Genomic DNA, 17,140 nt, shown 5'->3' on the forward strand with positions numbered 1-17,140 from the left:
CACTTTGGGAGGGCTTTAGGTAAAATTAGACTAATCACTAATAGGCTCTGTTATCAGAACCTGTTGGGCATCGGCTTAGGCGCCGATAATGCCGCCATCTTGACGCTGAATCGCCATAATGGTCGAACGAGGTTTGCTGTTACCGCCCGCAGGGAAATGGGACGGTTTATCCGCTTCTCCGGGGTGTTGAACGCCGACAAAGACCGTACGTTGATCAGGCGAGAAGGTCAGGCCGGTGATTTCGCAGGCGATTGGCCCGGTTGCAAAGCGGCGTACTTCACCGGTTTTTGGATCGGCACAGAGCATCTGATTGTTCCCCATGCCGGCAAAATCTCCCTCATTGGAGTATTTGCCATCGGTTAGGATCCAGAGACGACCGTCGTTATCAAAACCTAAGCCATCGGGGCTGTTGAACATGTTCTCATCGTTGATATTAGCGGAGCCGGCATAGAAATCTTTGTGTACCGTTGGATTACCTGCCACCAAGAATAGATCCCATTTGAAGCTTGTTGCGGCGTTGTTAGCGCCGGCTTCGTTCCAACGCACGATCTGACCATACTTGTTATTGGCACGTGGATTTGGGCCACCAATCGGCTGATTGTCTTTTTTGCCACGGTACTTATTGTTGGTCAGGGTACAGCATACGGTTTTGGTTTTATGGTTGACTGCTACCCACTCTGGGCGGTCCATGGTGGTCGCGCCGACAACAGTCGCCGCTTCACGGGCAAAGATAACCACCTCTGCTTGGCTGTTAAAGCCATTTTCAGCGGTTAGGCCGTTTTTGCCATGGGTTAATTCGATCCACTCGCCGCTACCACTGACTTCACCGGGTTGGGCGTTGAAACGGGACACGTAGAGAGTCCCTTCATCGAGTAAGTGGCGGTTAGCCGCTTTATCGGCTGGGTTATATTTGTTTTTAGTGACAAATTTGTACAGGTGTTCCCCCCGTTCATCATCACCCAGATAGATCACTACATGACCATTATCGGCGACGATAACGGCGGCATTTTCATGCTTAAAGCGACCTAGGGCAGTACGTTTGAGCGGAGTCGACGTCGGATCCATTGGGTCGATCTCAACCACCCAGCCGTGGCGGTTAGGTTCATTTGGCTCTTGGGTCATATCGAAACGGCTATCGAATTTAAACCACTGGTATTTACTGTCGTCTTTTAGGCCGTAACGTTTTTCATGGGTATTTAACTCACCGCCGGGTTTAGCAAAGAAGCCGTTAAAGTTTTCTTCACAGGTAAGGTAAGTGCCCCATGGGGTTTCGCCATTTGAACAGTTGTTAAAGGTGCCTAGTACCTTAGTGCCCGTGGTGTCGGCCTTGGTTTTGACTAACGCATGACCTGCCGCTGGGCCGGTTAAATGCATTTCAGTATTCGCAGTGATACGGCGGTTGTAAGTGGATGTTTTGCTGTATTCCCAACCTTTGGCGGTGCGCTGGATCTCAAATATAGAGATACCTACGGCGGCCTGGGCTTTTTTAACATCATCGGCGGTCATGGCATCGCCACGATGGTTAAACAGCAACTTGTAGTTAGTGTATTCATTGTTAACGGCCAGCAAGCCGCGATCTTCAGACAGCGGGAAGTAGCTCATGCCATCGGTGTTATCACCGAACTGGCCCGCCTGAGCGCTGGCAGGCTGCATGCCACCCTCGTCAAACGCGGGTGCGCCTTGAAGAATAGGGTCACCCCAAGAGATCAGTGGTTTGGCAACATAACCTTCAGGCACGATAAAGGTATCTGCAGTGCTGGTCGGTACTTTTTTAAAGCCCAGTAGCTTGCTTTCAGGCTGTGTGGTTGCCGCAACCGCTTGGCTCAGCGGGTTAGCCGCTAGAAAGAGACCCATTGCCGTTGCACCGCCCTGCATAAAGCGGCGGCGGCTCATACCGGCATCGATTATTTTACTGAAGTCGGAGTCTAGTTCGGTATGCAACGCTGAATCGGCCTGCAGAAGATCTTTTTTCATGCTCAATGTTCCTAAAAACTATCTTGATAACGAAGGTGAGTGGAGTCATTTATCGCACCAAGACTAGACTTGAAATATGAATATTAGATGACTAAAAAGTAACAAGTAGATGACATGCTGGACAGGTGATGGAGTGAATGCTGCGCTGCGGTAGTCATCGGCCATACTTTTGTGGTTAGCTACGGTATTAACGGTACGCATCGTTTATGCGTCTGTTTTAGAACTTATTTTTAAGGACTTAAGTGTAAGGAATAAACAATGCTGGTGTTAATCTTAGGTTTGATTCTATTTTTGGGGATTCATTCAATATCGATTGTCGCTGAGCCACTGCGAGATAGGGCGGTGGCTATCAGTGATATGGGTTGGAAGCTAGCTTATATAGCGATTTCTGTGTTGGGTTTGTGGTTGATTGTTAGCGGCTATGCCGCGGCCCGGTTAGACCCTCAACTGATTTATGTAAGCCCCGGCTGGATGCGCCATCTTGCGGCACTTTTGTTACTACCGGTGTTTGTCTTTGCGTTAGCGCCGTATTTTCCCGGACGCATACAGCGTGTCTTGGGTCATCCCCAGTTGGTGGCGGTCAAATTGTGGGCACTGTCACATCTATTGGTTAACGGCACCTTGGCAGATCTGATTTTGTTTGGCAGTTTCTTAGCATGGGCGGTGATTGATCGTATCTCACTGAAAAAACGTAAGGCTCGCTCATTATCCACGGTGCCGGAATCTTGGATCAATGATGTGGTTTTGGTGGTGGCAGGTTTGGCGCTTTATGGCGTTACTGTACTGTGGGCCCATAAATGGTTAATCGGTGTGGCTCCGTTCAGTTGAGCGCGCCATTAAACGATGGGAATTAACCCGAGAGGGCGTCGAGCCCTGGGGTTTTTTCCAGCGCGCGGCTTGGGCTGAGTAAGTGTTGTTTAATCAGGTCTCGAGCCGCATCTGCATTACCTTTTAACAAGGCATCGATCAGTTGTTGATGTTCTTTTTGGTTCGCATCAAAGACGAGACTATTGGCCATGTTTTTCTTCAGCCAGAGGTTGCGATAACGGGATGCCTTTTCATATAGCGCTCGGCGCACCTGCAGTAAGGTGGGTGAATTACACCCCTTAGCGATGGCGGTATGAAACGCTTGGTGACGCCGCTCCCACTCCTGAGGGTCTTTTTCGACCATATCACCAAACTTATGCATAGTATGAGCCGCCGCAAGGATACCGGCTTCCCATTCATCGTCACCTTTCTCTACGGCTAAGCCAATACAGAGGGCTTCAATTTCGGCCCGCGTCGCGTAGATATCTAACATCTCTTCGCGGGATACGGGGTGCACTTTAAAGCCTCGCTGATTTTCAACCACCACCAACTGTTCGATCAATAGCTGCGAAAGGGCTTCGCGCAGCGGACTCACGCCGACCTGATAGCGCTCTTTTAGACGGTTCATTTTGAGCTTTTCACCGGGTTGAAAATAGCCTGTGAGAATATCCTGTTTCAGATCACCTACCACTTTTAGGGCAGAGTTATCGCCCTTGTCAGTTGTTGCTGCGCTGCTGTTTATCATGATTGCTAGGGTCTTATTGTCTGTTTTTAAAAGGATTGTTGCTATCAGGGCCATATTTGTACCGGCTATTTTAAGTTAGCGACATTTAATAGTTAAGACAAACATTTAAAATTATTGTTGACGATATGTAAAAACATCGACATTATTGCGTTGCGTCGATGTTGGCAGTGATGCAGATCAACACAAAGGTTAACTATCTGCCATGAAAACAAAAATATTTTAAAGAGCTCTTTGTGCGTGGGTTTGCCCGTTACCGAGTAATCATCGGTGCGACAGCTACACGAAGTGAAGAGGTCGGTAAAACACGTTCGATAACCAGAACGATTACAGTTTGGAGAGAAAAAATGACTGCTCTGTTGCGTGAAGTAGAAGTGACACAACCCAATGGTTTTTCTGTTGCCCCTTATGCTGCCAATAAGCGCTTGCAGGTTGTAACACTGACGGCAGAAACCGTCACTGCCTTTGATCAAGCGATCAGTGAGTGGCCTGTACAGGCGTTGGAATATAAGCCTTTCCTGCGTTATGCGGTGGCCGATAAACTGGATGCGTTGACTGACTACACGCTGGGTAAGTTTCTTAATGCGACCATGCAAGATCGCAACACCGGAGCATTTTTACTTCAATACGAAGGACAGCCCGCTGCCACCGAAGGTGAATTGCGCACAGAGTTTGACATTAAACTGTCGACCGCTGTGTCTCACCTAATCGGCTTGTCAAACCACGATGCAATGTATGGCAAATACTATGCGCGCTTTACCGTGTTGAATGATGATAATTCTGACAGCTACCTGCGTCAGGCACATCGTCGCATGGAGTTGCACAATGATGGCACCTATGTAAATGAGCGCACCGATTACGTGTTGATGCAAAAGCTGGGTGAAGCCCATATGGAAGGGGGTGATTCACTGTTACTGCACGTCGATGATTGGGCTGAGTTAGATAAGTTTTACCATCATCCACTGGCGAAACAGGACATTGTCTGGGGCGCACCTCGGTCTAAAAATGTAGAATCAAAGGTTGAGCATCCGGTGTTCTTTGAAGAAGACAAAAATGGTAAACCGCATATGCTGTTTATCGATCAGTTCGCTGAGCCACAGAATATGGCGGAAGGTCTCTACCTCTATGAGATGGGTGCGTCACTGGAAGCCGATGAAAACTTCTTCCGTGTGCGTTTACCGGTTGGTACTATGCTGGTCGCGCAAAACCATTGCTGGTTACACGGGCGGGACAAGTTTGTTGCTCATCCTCAGCTTAGCCGTGAACTGCTACGTCAGCGTGGCCATTTTACTAAGTAAAGTGGCAGCATAACTGCTATCGGCGGAGTCGTTTAAGCGTCTCCGCCGTTTGCTTTTGCTATTAACCACGTTTTTTTAAGCGTTCAAATGATTCAAGGTTTCGGGTGATAACCATGACATACGATTACATCATCATCGGCGGAGGCATCGTCGGTATGTCCACCGGTTGGCAGTTAAAGCAACGCTTTCCAGAGGCCAACATTTTGCTGCTGGAAAAAGAATCCGTGTATTCAAAGCACCAAACAGGGCATAACAGCGGCGTTATTCATGCCGGGGTTTATTATGCGCCGGGCAGCCTTAAAGCTCAGTTTTGTAAAGCGGGTGTGGCGGCTACGATGCAGTTTTGCGATGACAACGATGTACCCTATAACCAGTGCGGCAAATTACTGGTGGCCACCAATGCCCTAGAAGCTGAACGGATGCAGGCGCTGTATCAGCGTTGTCATGATAATGGCATCGATGTTGAGTTGCTTGATGCCGCGCAGTTGAAAGCCCGTGAGCCGAACATTGTTGGTGTTGGTGGTATGCTGGTGAAAGACACTGCCATCGTTAATTATCAGCAAGTGACCACTAAAATGGCCGAACGCTTTGTTGAGATGGGGGGCGATGCCCGCCTCAATCACCAGGTCATTGGTTTGCAGGAAACTGCTGATGAGGTGATGGTCGAAGCGTTGCATCAGGGAGAGAAGGTTCGCTTTAAAGGTAAATTTTTGATTACCTGTTCCGGCTTGATGGCCGATCGCACCACCAAAATGTTGGGTATTAAAACTGACTTTCAGATTATCCCGTTTCGCGGTGAATACTATAAGTTACCCAGCAAATATAACAGTATCGTTAACCATCTGATCTATCCGATCCCTGACCCCGAACTGCCGTTCCTTGGTGTACATCTGACTCGCATGATTGATGGCTCGGTTACCGTTGGCCCAAATGCGGTGCAAGGTTGGAAGCGAGAAGGCTATGGCAAAATCAATATTAGCTTGCGGGATATCTGGGATATGGTGACTTTTCCCGGTTTTTGGCGAGTGCTGAAGGCCAATATTGGCACCGGTATTGTTGAGACTAAAAATTCGTTGTGGAAGCCGGGCTATTTGAAGCTGGTGCAGAAGTACTGCCCGCAATTGAAAGTTGAAGATCTGCAGCCTTATCCGGCAGGGATTCGTGCGCAGGCAGTAATGAATGATGGTTCACTAGTGCATGACTTTTTGTTCGCTGAAAGTCCGCGTTCATTGCATGTGTGCAATGCACCATCGCCAGCGGCTACGTCAGCGATACCCATTGGTAACTATATCTGCGATAAGGTTGTTGAACAGACTAACTAATCGTTTAACGCCTTAATATTTCTCTATAAAACGCACCTTAGGGTGCGTTTTTTTGCTAGTGTCGCCATTCGCTATTTAGCTAGATCTACTGTAATCTGACCGTTCAAAGCATATTCCTTGTGACGTCACTGTTGTATTTCAAGCCATCTGCTATTTACCTAATTTAGCAGGAGTCTCTATGCCAGTACGCGTTCGTTACGAAACCCATGAGTTTGATAAAGTTGATATTCACCTGCGAAGTCTTCGCAGTAATCAGGAATTTGAAGATGATGCTGGCGAGGCTGAAGCCTTAGGCATCTCATCCGCCACTTGGCCTTTATTTGGTATTGTCTGGCCATCGGGTCAGGTGCTGGCCCATCATCTGTATCACACTGATTTTAAAGATAAACGTATCCTCGAAGTCGGTTGTGGCATCGGCCTAACCAGTATTCTGTTGAATCATCTCCATGCGGATATCACCGCCACCGACTACCATCCCCGTGCCGAAGGTTTTATGCAGTGCAATACCGATCTCAATAATGACCCTCGGGTGCCGTTTGTCCGCACCGGCTGGGCTGATCCAGAGACTGATTTGGGGAAGTTTGATCTCATTATCGGTAGTGATCTTCTCTATGAAGATGAGCATGTGAAACAGTTGGCTGACTTTATCTGTCAGCACAGCAACCCTGAAGGTGAGGTGATACTGGTCGATCCCGGCCGTGGACGGCATGCCCGTTTTAGTAAAGCGATGGAAGAAGCCGGCTTCACACTATCAATCGATCGTCCCGCCCAGCCCGATTTTATGGAAAATCCGTTTAAGGGCGTTATTCTCAGCTATTCTCGCTGAAGTCGCCGCGTGTCGTTTTTGTGATCGCTGTTTGTAACGACATTGCCGTGCCGATAGATAAGCTTAGCTAATCGCAATCTGCTATCTATCGTCCAGCGTATTCTACTCCTGACTGCCCGGTTATCTGTGTGGCTTATGCTCAAAGGCTGTTTAGAATCGAGCATTAGATGAGGTGATGCCGTCGCGTCTAAGCTATTATGACATCAGGGACTCCATCCATGCTGATGAGGTCGCTAAACTCGCTATGGCGCACATACCAATTTTGAAATACAAGACAGAGGACAAGCCTTGTATATAAACATGAGCCAGCAAATGGCTGTTCTGAAGTTGTTTTTTATCCTACTGATCGGCTGTCTTCTCCTTGCCATCAATCCTGTCATTGCCCAGCCCGCCGTTGATATTGGGCTCACCCAAGCTGAACGAGACTATTTAAGTGCTAAAAAAGTATTAAGCGTCTGTGTTGATCCTGACCGACTGCCCTTTGATGGGGTCGCTGAGGATGGTCAGCACGCTGGGTTATCGAAAGATTACTTTGATATCTTCGCCAATATGTTGGGCGTCAAGATGGTGGTGCCCAAGGTACAAGATTGGAACGACTTAATCAGTAAGGCTAAGCGTCGCGAGTGTGATGTGGTGTCGCAGATCAATGCCAGCGATAAGCGCAGAACCTTTCTCGATTTCACGACGCCCTATTTTTATCTGCCGTTAGCGGTTGTCACCCGTTATGACCGTATTTTTGTCGAAGAAAGCCTTGAGGGGGCCGGCACCCAGTTTGCGGTGATCAAGGGGGATATTGCCATTGATAAACTCAAACAGCGTTACCCCAGTGTTGTCTTGGTTGAGGTGAAAAATAATATCGAAGCGATGGAATTGGTGTATCAAGGCGAAGTCTTTGGCTATATCGGCGCACAGGGCGCGGTAGCCTTCGCCATACAATCCCTTAACCTGAATAAACTGGCGGTGACCGGCAGTCTGCCATTGCGATATGAGCTATCGGTTGCTACTCGCAATGATGAACCGTTACTGGCCAGCGCATTTGAAAAAGCGGTGCTGCACATCGATCCAAAAGAGGGGCAGAGTATTCGTGATAAGTGGATAGCGATTACCATTGAGAAGGTCACTGATTACACCCTGTTATGGTTGACCTTGCTGGTGCTGGGAACAGTGCTCATCGTCTCGTTATATTGGAATCGTCATCTAGCCCAAGCGAACCGAAAGATTCGCGATACGCTCAATGAGCTGCATGATGCGCAGATTCAACTTGAAGATCAAAACAGGATGTTTAAACGGCAGTCCATTACCGATGCACTGACCGGCATCTATAATCGCCTGAAGTTGGATGAAGATCTTTCCTATGCCATTAAACGCTCTAAACGAACCCAACGTGAATTCTCGATTATCTTATTGGATATCGATAACTTTAAGCGGGTGAATGACCGTTTTGGTCACCTAGTTGGTGATGAGTTATTGAAGGAGTTTGCGGCACTGTTAACCGGCGCCATACGCCAGAGTGATATTGTTGGCCGTTGGGGCGGGGAAGAGTTTTTGGTTATCTGCCCCGACACGGATCGGCAGGGGGGTGAGACATTGGCCGAACAGTTAAGGCAACGGATTGCAGCGCATGAATTCCCTGAAAAAAGAGAGCTTAATGCCAGTCTCGGGGTTGCTGTTCATCAACCCGATGAATCTGCTGATACGCTTATCGCTCGAGTGGATAAAGCGCTTTATCGTGCCAAAGAGCAGGGGCGAAATCGTGTAGAGGTGGGTTAAAAGGCCACCATTAACGGGTGTTCATGAGGATTGTTTGCCCACTTAGTCGCTTGACCCTAGTTTATTATCGTCGGATAGTGGACCATCAAACCTGCAATTAAGCAGCGAGTTCGCGGTTGTTGAACGTTACGGCGTTGGGTAGTAAAACGGAGCGCTGCAAGCTCAGCAAGAAAACCGGCAATAGCCGATTGAATCTGGGTCACAGCATAGGGCTCAAGGTTAACACTCACTACTCATGAATATAAAAGGCGTTGTTATCTGTGGTTATATTCAATAAAAAAATCGCTTTAGGTATTGTGCCATTATTCTGCATGATGTTGGCCGGTTGTGATCGGTCTGTTACTGCCACGGCAGTTAGCAATAAGAGTGTTCAACTAGATAGCGAACATGTCTTGATGGTTGAAAAAATGGATCAGAACGAAGTCGAAAAAGGCGTTGTGACTGGCCATATCTATAAAGTATCCGATGTCTTTACATATGCCATTGAGTTGAAGCCTGAACAGGCTATTTGGTCGAAAAGAGGTGCGGAACCTAAGCACCTATTGCTATGTGATGAGCATCTTTATTTGCATTTTATGGAGAAAAGACGAAATGCTTTATATGATCAACGGCAATCTGAGCCAGAGGCTGATATCGCATCAGAAGAGCCGAAGTATATCGTAGGGCATCACTATTCACAGTTTGTTGATAAGCGTTATCTGTTTAACTGGTTCGGTGATGCTTACTGGGTCGATATTTCACAGGATCAATATGCATCGGCCGCCACCCAGTGTGAAGAATACTCAGTTCCGAATGATAATGAATTTATTATCACCACTGACGCTAAGGGTTAGCCCTTAGCGAGAAACTCGCTGGCTAGAGGGCATTGAGTCCGTTGCTTAGGGGCGGACAACCGGGATGCTCGCCTCATCATAGAACTCGATTCAATCGAAGCGTTTAAAAATGTCGAACTCATCGGGTGGAACCGGTCTTTGAAATAAGTAACCCTGACCATATTGGCAGTTTAGGTTTTTAAGGTATTCATAACAGCCTCGGGTTTCGATGCCTTCGGCAATGACTTCCATATTCAACTCATGCCCCATAGCAATAATGGTGGATGCAATGGTGGTGTGTGCCGGCATAAAGCTTTTGTCGATTTTTAATACATCAAAGGGTAAATCTTTCAGATAACTTAAACAGGAATAACCGGTACCAAAATCATCCAGCAGTAACCGAGTACCCAACTCATCCAACTCGTGTAGAGTGGCAACACTGTATTGATCTTCGGAAATGACACTGTTTTCTGTGATTTCAATATGTATGCACTCAGCGGGCAAGGAGTAGCGGGTTAACAGGTCTGCGAGTCGCTTAGTAAACAGTGGGTCTTTCAACTGATGAGAAGAGACGTTAATAGCCATTGCATGGTTTGTGGCACCGGCGTCGTGCCAAATGCGACACTGCAGGCATGCTTGTTGCAAAACCCAATTACCAATATCAATGATCTGACCTGAACTTTCCGCGATCGGAATAAACTCATCGGGCCCAATGATTTCATTATCAGCGTTAGTCCAGCGTAACAGCGCTTCGCTGCCAACGGTGCTACCATCTGCCAGCTTCACCACCGGTTGGTAGGCTAGGCTGAACTCGCCGTTGTTAATGGCTTGGTGAAGCTGGTTAACGATGCTGAGTTTACGGTTTTGCTTTGTTGCCATGTGCTGGTCATAGGCTTGATACTGATTTTTACCCGCATTTTTGGCTTGATACATAGCGGTATCGGCATGTTTTAACAGAGTGGTTGCATTTTCCCCATTCTGGGGGTAGCAGGCAATGCCGATACTGGCCGTAATATATGATTCAATCTTGGTTAATTTAACCGGTTTATTGATGGTATCGATAATTCTGTGGGCAATAAAATCGGTGGTTTCAAGTGATTCAAAACAATCTGTGACGGCGACAAACTCATCACCGCCAAAACGTATCACGGAGTCGTTTTCGCGCACAATATGGGCTATACGCTTACCCATTTCGATCAGTAGTTGGTCACCGACGGTATGGCCTAAGCTATCGTTGATATCTTTAAACTGGTCAAGATCTATAAACATGACCGCAAACTGTTGTTTGCTGCGAGTTGCCCGAGCAATCGCCGTATTGATGGTGTACTCCAGTGAATTTCGATTGGGTAAGCCGGTTAAGGTGTCGTTATAGGCCAGCTGTTTGTTACGCGCTTCGCTTGCTGCGAGGGCTTTCATTGCCGCTTCTCGATGGGTGAGTACGATTGAAACGGCACGGGATAACAAGATGGTACAAACCAAAACGACAATTGAAGCCAGAATGATGATCCCGATAGTCATGTTGGCGATAAAGTTGGCGGTTTTTTCAACCGGTGCTTCAAATTGAGTTGAATTCGCTTTGAACTCAGCTAATGCCTTTATTAACTGGCTTTGGAGTACCTGTTTGTTGATATCGCCATTTTCATAGCGTGTAAGTGTTTCTAAGGCTTCATCGGCGCTGTTGAGGTCGCGTTCACAAATAGAGATGACTGCGGTGGTACCAATTAAACGCATCAATAACTGATCAGTGCTATCGATGATCGATAAACATTCTGCCGGTTGATTGCGAATTTTGAGGATAGCGCTACGGATGTGGTTGATATCGACAGGCGTTGTTGTGAGTAGTTTTGTGGGTTCAGATATTAACCCCATTAACTCCGTTGTGTGTTTGATATGACGTATATTGAGTTGATGAAAGTAATTGCTGTGATTGAGCGTCAGAAAACTCCATATCAATAACAACGAGAACAGAAAGAAGATAAGTGTCAGGAAGGGTAGTGCTTTTTTGATCTTACTGTTTTTCGATGTCATTTAGTCTTGGGCTCGATAAGATACTTGCACGAATAGGAGATAGGTTTTCGCTCTGATTAAAACTTACTTTCACAACCTATTATCGAACTTTTTAGGACGTTGAAACCTTTATAGCGAACTCATTATTATTTATAGCATACTCTCCTTTAAAAGCGAGGAGTGTCACAGGCTGATGCCTGATTGTGCCTGTATTAACCGAGGGCCGAGGCAACAGGTCAAAATGACAGGTATGAGAGCGTTAGGTGGGCGCGTTAAGTGGAGGATATGGGCGCCGGTGCAGTCTGGGTGGCACCGGCTTTATTCTTTAAAGCCGTGTTGGGCCTCAGCGGTTATCCGCTAAGGCATACTTGAGTCGCTAGCGTATTTCATTCAACTGCCAATCGTATTGATCATCTGAGATCTTTTGAATAGCCCCGAGTTGCTGCTTCAGCGGAGCTTGGGCGTACTGCTTTAAGTGCTCGATAATCCGTGCATCACTGGTACCAAAGTCTTCTTTAAACCAGTTATAGATGCTCGATACGATTAACTTGCCGTTGCTGACGTTAACTCCGCGTGGGTGGTTGATAAAGGCGTTTGCTGCCTGTTCTAGTTGTTGCTCCATATTCTCTGCGGTATAAGCTACGGTGCTTAGATTTGGGCAGCCAAGGGAGGCACAGTTAACGGCGTAATGGGTTCTAGGGTCGTTCCAGATAGGGCGCAGAATGCGGTGCTCTATATCATTAAGGCTGATAGGTTGTTGCTCTACCGTAATTAGTTTCTCTTCCCATGGACCCCGGGTGAAGAAGCCGGAGAGTTTTATATCCATAATGGATTTAACCGGGTAGTGGTCGAGTACTACGTCGATGGTTAACGCATTGTAAAGATTGATCCAGTAAGCGCGTTGTTGATCACGGCTATAATCACTAATGGGCAGGGCGGAGAGCTTGGCAATGTACGTCTTTAATATCTGCTTATCGCTGGGAGTCACTTTGGCGTAGTTGAAGGTATTAATTCCCTGTGTCAGGGGATTGCTGTCGTTATTTGTCACGATGTAGGTTGACAGAAAGTGGTCCCATTCACTGTGTGTAATGACAGTTTTACTCTGTGGATTTTGTTGTTGCCAGTGTTTCCACAGCTCTGATTTTGGCGCAGCATAGCTGTTGAGGGAAAGTGCCGCTGCCAAGCAGACAACGCAGAGTGCGAGGCGTTTGATTAAATTCATTTAGATTCGCTCTTATTTTAACGATCACATAAAAAATACATCCTAGCTGAAGACAGCGCTGGGTTAATTAAATTCAATTTTTCTCAGTCACTGCCAGCGTTGCCCCTGTATAGGTAAGTAGGTAGCACTGTTTCCTGTCGTTTTTTGTTAATGAGTCTTCTTTCTTGAGTGGGATAGGGGTTGCTGAATGTGTTTGTATAAACGATAGCTAAAGGATGTGAGATGCATACCCGGTGGTCATCCCGAAGGCGGGCCTCAAGGAGAACTTGGTGAAAACCCGTCATTGTCTGCAGCGTTGCTAATCGATCACCCAGGGCGGGTTAATCATCGTGGTTTAGCTTATGACACTCAATATTTGAGACAGAGTATTCAATGCTTGAGGTCGGGCTTAATCTGAGCGGGAGTGACGGTTGCGCTTGGCTATGCAGCATGCAGTGTCAAAAGACCGTGCCGGCCAGCCTGATTGTTGATGTTGATGCCAATCAGGTACTGGGGCGTTAAGCCTGAGTGTGTCATCTGTTAAGTAAGCTGCTGTCGGTAAAGCGCAGCTTGTTAGATGCTACTCTGTTGGGGGGTTACATAGAGCGAGAGGTGAGGCGTTATTATTCGAACACGACGCGCAATGGCTCACCGAAATCATCATAGATGACTTTTTTGCGCTGGCGAGTGCTTTTTTGCACCACTGGTGTTCTCTGCGTGCGCTCCGCTTTGCGAGCATCGATTTGTGCGAGTACCCCATTAAGTGGTGTACGTTCTTGCCGCTGAGGATTCAGAATAAATCCGGCGTTACGATAGGAGCCATTGATCAGACCTGTCGCGCCGGTTTCAACTTCCGCTACTTCCCCGCCTTTCTTGAGAAAGGCTTGAGTTTGCAGCTGCAATTGTTTGCGCAGTTCGGATTTGGTTTGACGCTTGATCATGTTCAATTCCCCCTGATGTGTATAATAAACGATCAATTATGCCCTATGTGGTGTCGTAATAGCAAAAGAGAAACCCCAGTTTGGGTGGCTAAGTTGTTTATTGCGTGTTTGCTGATCGATGCAGTAGTTTTTTCTCCAGCTCAACCACGAGAAATAGTATTAAACCAACGATGAGGATTTTTCCCCAAGCGAGCAGGCCGATGGCGCTGGTATGGAAGAATAACTGCATGATAGGCAGGTAAGTAAACAGCAGTTGAAATAGCATGACAGCGGCTATGGCATAGAGGGCAAAGCGATTGCCCAGCAACCCCTCACGGCTGAGCACGGAGCGGGTGAGGTAGCGTGAATTGAGTAGATAGAATACCTCCATGACAACCAGCGTGTTCACTGCGATGGTGCGGGCGGTGTCGATATCGGTGCCACCGTTGCGCTCCAAAAGGAACAGACCGAAGGTGCCGGTAACCATCAACAGGGAAACAAATACGATACGCCAGATCATAAAGGGCGATAAGATCGGACTGCGGGTGTTCCGCGGTGGTCGCGCCATCACGCCGGGTTCGGTTGACTCGAAGGTCAAGGAGAGCGCCAGTGTTACCGCGGTGATCATATTGACCCAGAGAATCTGTGCCGGTGTCACCGGTAACATGGTACCGAGGGCGATAGCGGCCAATACAGTCAATGCTTCACCGCCATTGGTGGGCAGGATAAATAGAATCGACTTACTGATGTTATCGAAGACCGTACGACCCTCTTCAACCGCATGGGTGATGGAGGCGAAGTTATCATCGGCTAGCACCATCTCAGAGGCTTCCTTCGCCGCTTCAGTGCCTTTAATGCCCATCGCTGTACCGACATCGGCCCGTTTTAAGGCGGGAGCATCGTTGACACCATCACCGGTCATGGCGACGACATGTTGACGCGCTTGCAGAGCCTGGACGATACGCAGTTTATGTTCGGGGCTAGAGCGGGCAAACACATCGATCTGTTCTACCTGTGCCTCCAACTCACTATCACTCATCTGTTCAACTTCATTGCCGGTCATGGCCCGAGGGTTATCGGTAATCCCCATCTGTTGGGCGATGGCCGAGGCGGTGGCAACATGGTCGCCGGTGATCATTTTGACTTTGATGCCGGCACGATGACATTCGGCGACGGCCTGAATGGCCTCTTCGCGGGGAGGATCAATAATGCCAACTAAACCGAGCATGACGAGTCCTTGGCTAACATCATCAAAATGCAGGATACGATGGTTTTCATCGACCATTAACATGGCCAGTGCCAAGGTTCTTCTTCCCTGTTTGGCGACCTGTTCCTGTTGCAGGTTCCAGTAATGACTATCTACAGGTTCTTCTCGGCCATTGGTCATCTGCCATTGGCAGCGGGGTAGGATGGCCTCGATTGCGCCTTTGATATAGATAACACCGTTGCCGTTATGGTCATGGTGCAGGGTGGCCATAAAACGGTGTTGTGATTCAAAGGGAATAAGATCATCACGGGGCATTTCAAGATGCAACTCGGTAATGTCGAGACCGGATTTTGCCCCGAGCACTAATAATGCGCCTTCGGTAGGGTCGCCTTCGATAAACCAGTCATCCCCTTTCTGCCGTAGCTGGGCTTCATTGCAGAGAATGCTGGCGCGACACAGCTGCTGTAATTCGACGAGGTTACTGAGATTTAGGTCTTGATGGTTGCAGGTGAAGGTGCCGTGGGGGTTATAACCGCCGCCGCTGATGTCGGCGTTGCAGCAGGCCGATACCACGGTGGTCACGGTCATCTCATTGCGGGTTAGGGTGCCGGTTTTGTCGGAACAGATAACCGATACCGAACCGAGGGTCTCTACTGCCGGCAGACGACGAATAATGGCGCGGCGGTCGGCCATCCGCTGTACCCCGATAGCGAGGGCGATAGTGATGACTGCGGGCAAACCCTCGGGTATGGCGGCAACGGCGAGTCCTACGGCGGCGAGGAACATATCCTCCAGCGCATAACCGCGTACCCAAGAACCGAACAACATAGTGGCTAGCGCGATGAGCAATATAGCACCGGTTAGCCAGCGGGCGAAGCTGTCCAATTGGCGGGTAAGGGGGGTTGTCAGGGCAGACACATCGGCGAGCAGGGTGCTGATGCGGCCAATCTCGGTTTGCGCACCGGTAGCAACCACGGTGCCAGTCCCTTGGCCGTAGGTCACCAGCGTGCCGGAAAAAGCAATGTTAGTACGATCACCGAGAGCGGCATCGGCGGGCACCGGTTGCGGCTGCTTCAACACGGGGACGGATTCGCCGGTGAGCAGTGCTTCTTCTATATTGAGCTCTTTGAGTTTATGCAGGTGAAGATCAGCGGGCACCCGGTCGCCAGATTGTATAAAGACGATGTCACCGGGCACGAGCACCTCGGCAGGTACCTGCTGGCGATGCCCATCACGAATGACCACCGCCTGCTGAGAGAGCATATTACGCACCGCATCAATGGCTTTCTCGGCTTTGCCTTCTTGGATGAAACCGACCAGTGAGTTGATCAAGACAACGGCAATAATAACCCCGGAATCAATACTGTGGCCGAGTAGCGCGGTGACAACTGCCGCGATCAGCAAAACATAGATCAGGACATTGTGAAACTGTGCCAGTAAACGCATTAAGGCGCTGCGGCGTTTACCTGGGGGTAATTGATTGGCACCGTATTGGTTGTAGCGCTGGACAGCCTCCTCCGAGGTGAGTCCTTGCGCAGAAGTATGCAGTTGATTGCTAACCTGTTGGTCATTGAAAGTGTGCCATTTGGGGGCATCATTGGGCTGGCTAGCAGCGCTAAACGTCCTGTTTTTGCTACTCATGTTCATGATCGTCATCTACCGAAAATATGCATAACTTCAGCGTAGCAGAAATGCATCATTTACCCCGGTATCAGATCAAGGTTTAGCGCTGAAAGTGGCCTTTCCAGCGTATTTTTATGGGGCGCCATCGCTTGCTGGGCTCAAGGGCGCTTGTTCCACGCCTGAGTGTCGGCCTGTAGCGGTCGGTTAAATGACTCATTAGCTTGCTTTGTTGTGGCTAGATTAACCGGCATCGATCCAGTGTAGGGCTTGTAAAAACTGACTTTCAGAAAAGTGTTGTGCTTCGCCGGTGATAAAATGCTCCCCCAGTTTTACCGCCCAATCAAGCCATTGTGCACCGCCGACAACCGCCAGACGAATAAAATCTTGGCGGTGGGTTAACCCTAGTTTGGTATCTTCCCATAGCGCACCCGCTTCCCAGCCGGTGAAGTTATGATCTAAATAGATCAGGCAGCGTACTGCACCATGGGCGGCGACTTTCTCTTCGAGCAACGGCACAAAGATATCCTGATAGTCGGCTGCGGTAAGCGTGTCCGTCGCCTGGATTACGATAATATCCCCCGCTGTTTCTGGCAAAATGTGCAGCATTGTTGTTTCCTTTGATGAACGAGAA

14 protein-coding genes are annotated in these 17,140 nt (G+C 48.5%); 7 read left to right on the plus strand and 7 right to left on the minus strand.

From position 1 onward, the window contains the following. Window positions 1-75 precede the first annotated feature (75 nt). The gene (locus tag ACN0T0_RS09690) at window positions 76-1,974 is read right to left on the minus strand and encodes a PhoX family protein (protein WP_417225507.1); all 1,899 of its coding nucleotides are present in this window, start codon (window positions 1,972-1,974) and stop codon (window positions 76-78) included. A 258-nt stretch (window positions 1,975-2,232) separates the two neighbouring features. On the opposite strand from ACN0T0_RS09690, the gene ACN0T0_RS09695 reads away from it, so the two are divergent. Continuing rightward, on the plus strand, window positions 2,233-2,802 hold the full coding sequence (locus tag ACN0T0_RS09695) for an NnrU family protein (protein WP_417225509.1): 570 nt from the start codon (window positions 2,233-2,235) through the stop codon (window positions 2,800-2,802). 22 nt (window positions 2,803-2,824) lie between these two features. On the opposite strand, the gene csiR is transcribed toward ACN0T0_RS09695, so the two are convergent. Continuing rightward, window positions 2,825-3,526, minus strand: a complete 702-nt coding sequence (gene csiR, locus ACN0T0_RS09700; RefSeq protein WP_417225511.1) for a DNA-binding transcriptional regulator CsiR — start codon at window positions 3,524-3,526, stop codon at window positions 2,825-2,827. A 344-nt stretch (window positions 3,527-3,870) separates the two neighbouring features. On the opposite strand from csiR, the gene glaH reads away from it, so the two are divergent. From glaH to ACN0T0_RS09725, 5 genes are all read left to right on the plus strand, one after another. After that, entirely contained in the window at window positions 3,871-4,821 is a 951-nt protein-coding gene (glaH, locus tag ACN0T0_RS09705; RefSeq protein WP_417225513.1) for a glutarate dioxygenase GlaH, read from the plus strand. 113 nt (window positions 4,822-4,934) lie between these two features. Further along, window positions 4,935-6,143, plus strand: coding sequence for an L-2-hydroxyglutarate oxidase (gene lhgO, locus ACN0T0_RS09710; RefSeq protein WP_417225514.1), 1,209 nt, complete (start codon window positions 4,935-4,937; stop codon window positions 6,141-6,143). Between the two features lie 178 nt (window positions 6,144-6,321). Beyond that, a complete protein-coding gene (locus ACN0T0_RS09715) occupies window positions 6,322-6,969 on the plus strand; it encodes a class I SAM-dependent methyltransferase (protein ID WP_417225516.1) in 648 nt (215 codons plus the stop codon). Window positions 6,970-7,281: 312 nt separating this feature from the next. Beyond that, on the plus strand, window positions 7,282-8,739 hold the full coding sequence (locus ACN0T0_RS09720; protein WP_417225518.1) for a diguanylate cyclase: 1,458 nt from the start codon (window positions 7,282-7,284) through the stop codon (window positions 8,737-8,739). 260 nt (window positions 8,740-8,999) lie between these two features. Beyond that, window positions 9,000-9,572: a hypothetical protein gene (locus ACN0T0_RS09725; protein ID WP_417225520.1), complete on the plus strand. Its 573-nt coding sequence runs from the start codon at window positions 9,000-9,002 to the stop codon at window positions 9,570-9,572. 90 nt (window positions 9,573-9,662) lie between these two features. On the opposite strand, the gene ACN0T0_RS09730 is transcribed toward ACN0T0_RS09725, so the two are convergent. Further along, entirely contained in the window at window positions 9,663-11,579 is a 1,917-nt protein-coding gene (locus ACN0T0_RS09730; RefSeq protein ID WP_417225522.1) for a putative bifunctional diguanylate cyclase/phosphodiesterase, read from the minus strand. A gap of 355 nt (window positions 11,580-11,934) precedes the next feature. After that, the gene (locus tag ACN0T0_RS09735; protein ID WP_417225523.1) at window positions 11,935-12,780 is read right to left on the minus strand and encodes a DUF547 domain-containing protein; all 846 of its coding nucleotides are present in this window, start codon (window positions 12,778-12,780) and stop codon (window positions 11,935-11,937) included. A 372-nt stretch (window positions 12,781-13,152) separates the two neighbouring features. Here ACN0T0_RS09735 and ACN0T0_RS09740 point away from each other — a divergent pair, with 372 nt between their 5' ends. Beyond that, window positions 13,153-13,281, plus strand: coding sequence for a hypothetical protein (locus tag ACN0T0_RS09740; RefSeq protein WP_417225525.1), 129 nt, complete (start codon window positions 13,153-13,155; stop codon window positions 13,279-13,281). Window positions 13,282-13,382: 101 nt separating this feature from the next. On the opposite strand, the gene ACN0T0_RS09745 is transcribed toward ACN0T0_RS09740, so the two are convergent. From ACN0T0_RS09745 to ACN0T0_RS09755, 3 genes are all read right to left on the minus strand, one after another. Beyond that, window positions 13,383-13,700, minus strand: a complete 318-nt coding sequence (locus ACN0T0_RS09745; protein WP_417225527.1) for a hypothetical protein — start codon at window positions 13,698-13,700, stop codon at window positions 13,383-13,385. A gap of 97 nt (window positions 13,701-13,797) precedes the next feature. Then, a complete protein-coding gene (locus ACN0T0_RS09750) occupies window positions 13,798-16,527 on the minus strand; it encodes a cation-transporting P-type ATPase (RefSeq protein WP_417225529.1) in 2,730 nt (909 codons plus the stop codon). A 222-nt stretch (window positions 16,528-16,749) separates the two neighbouring features. After that, a complete protein-coding gene (locus tag ACN0T0_RS09755) occupies window positions 16,750-17,115 on the minus strand; it encodes an STAS/SEC14 domain-containing protein (protein ID WP_417225531.1) in 366 nt (121 codons plus the stop codon). Window positions 17,116-17,140: the final 25 nt, after the last annotated feature.

The sequence above is a fragment of the Amphritea sp. genome (assembly GCF_048266285.1).
Taxonomy (GTDB): domain Bacteria; phylum Pseudomonadota; class Gammaproteobacteria; order Pseudomonadales; family Balneatricaceae; genus Amphritea.